1 protein-coding gene is annotated in these 821 nt (G+C 54.7%); it reads left to right on the top strand.

From position 1 onward, the window contains the following. The first annotated feature begins 405 nt into the window (after nucleotides 1-405). Nucleotides 406-669, top strand: a complete 264-nt coding sequence (locus AC5ZGW_RS46560) for a hypothetical protein (RefSeq protein WP_496114192.1) — start codon at nucleotides 406-408, stop codon at nucleotides 667-669. Nucleotides 670-821 lie beyond the last annotated feature (152 nt).

Raw genomic sequence — 821 nt, 5'->3', positions numbered from 1 at the left:
GGCACCCCCGCCGTTATGGCGAACGTATCAATGCACCCGGAATGATGGTCGTGCCGACCACTCTCGCGAGGCGCACACTGCTCCATGCCAGAACGTTGAGCACTCCAGTTCTGACAGCCGCTATATGGAAGCCAGGCGCTCCACCGGAGTAGCGAAATAGCAATTGGTGAACGCGACATTGGTCGTCGTGCCGGGACTTGCGAAGATGAAAACAGTGCGATCGCCGTTCCAGAAAATGCAGTTGTTGTAAGTTACAGTTCCCGAGAAATTATCAGCCCACTGCATACAATCTGAACTGACAAAGCCAGGTTGAGGCTCATTATCATTGTAGCACTTGAAGCTACAATTGGTGAAGTTGACCGTCGCGTTGTCTCCCAGGTACGGGTACGCTTGGAACGCGTCAGAGTGATCGCCGACCTTGGCGACACAATTAAAGAAGCACTGGTCCATATTCGTGATACCGCCGCCGTTCTGGCGGGGACCTTCACGCCAATCGATTCGGCACTGGACAAAGTTGCTTACAAGGGAGCCGCTCGATTGGATCGCAAAGCACGCATCACCATTCTTGTAATTGGGACTGTCGATCCAATCTTTGTTGGCTTGCGTACCAGACGAGAATGGACCGCCGGGTCCTGGAACATTGCCGGCGAACCTCGCGTCGCTGAGTGACATCGGGATCGTGATTTCAGACGGTGGCGGCGCGGCCGCCGCTGATGGACGAATAACGCAGGGACCCGCAATAATCAGTCCCGAGGCTCTCTTTATAAATTTCCTGCGATCCATGTTTGGCCTTGCCTCCGGCTTGTACGTCATGACGCAGC

This window comes from Bradyrhizobium sp. Crot121 (genome assembly GCF_059512385.1).
This window is presented reverse-complemented; position numbering and strand designations above follow the sequence as displayed.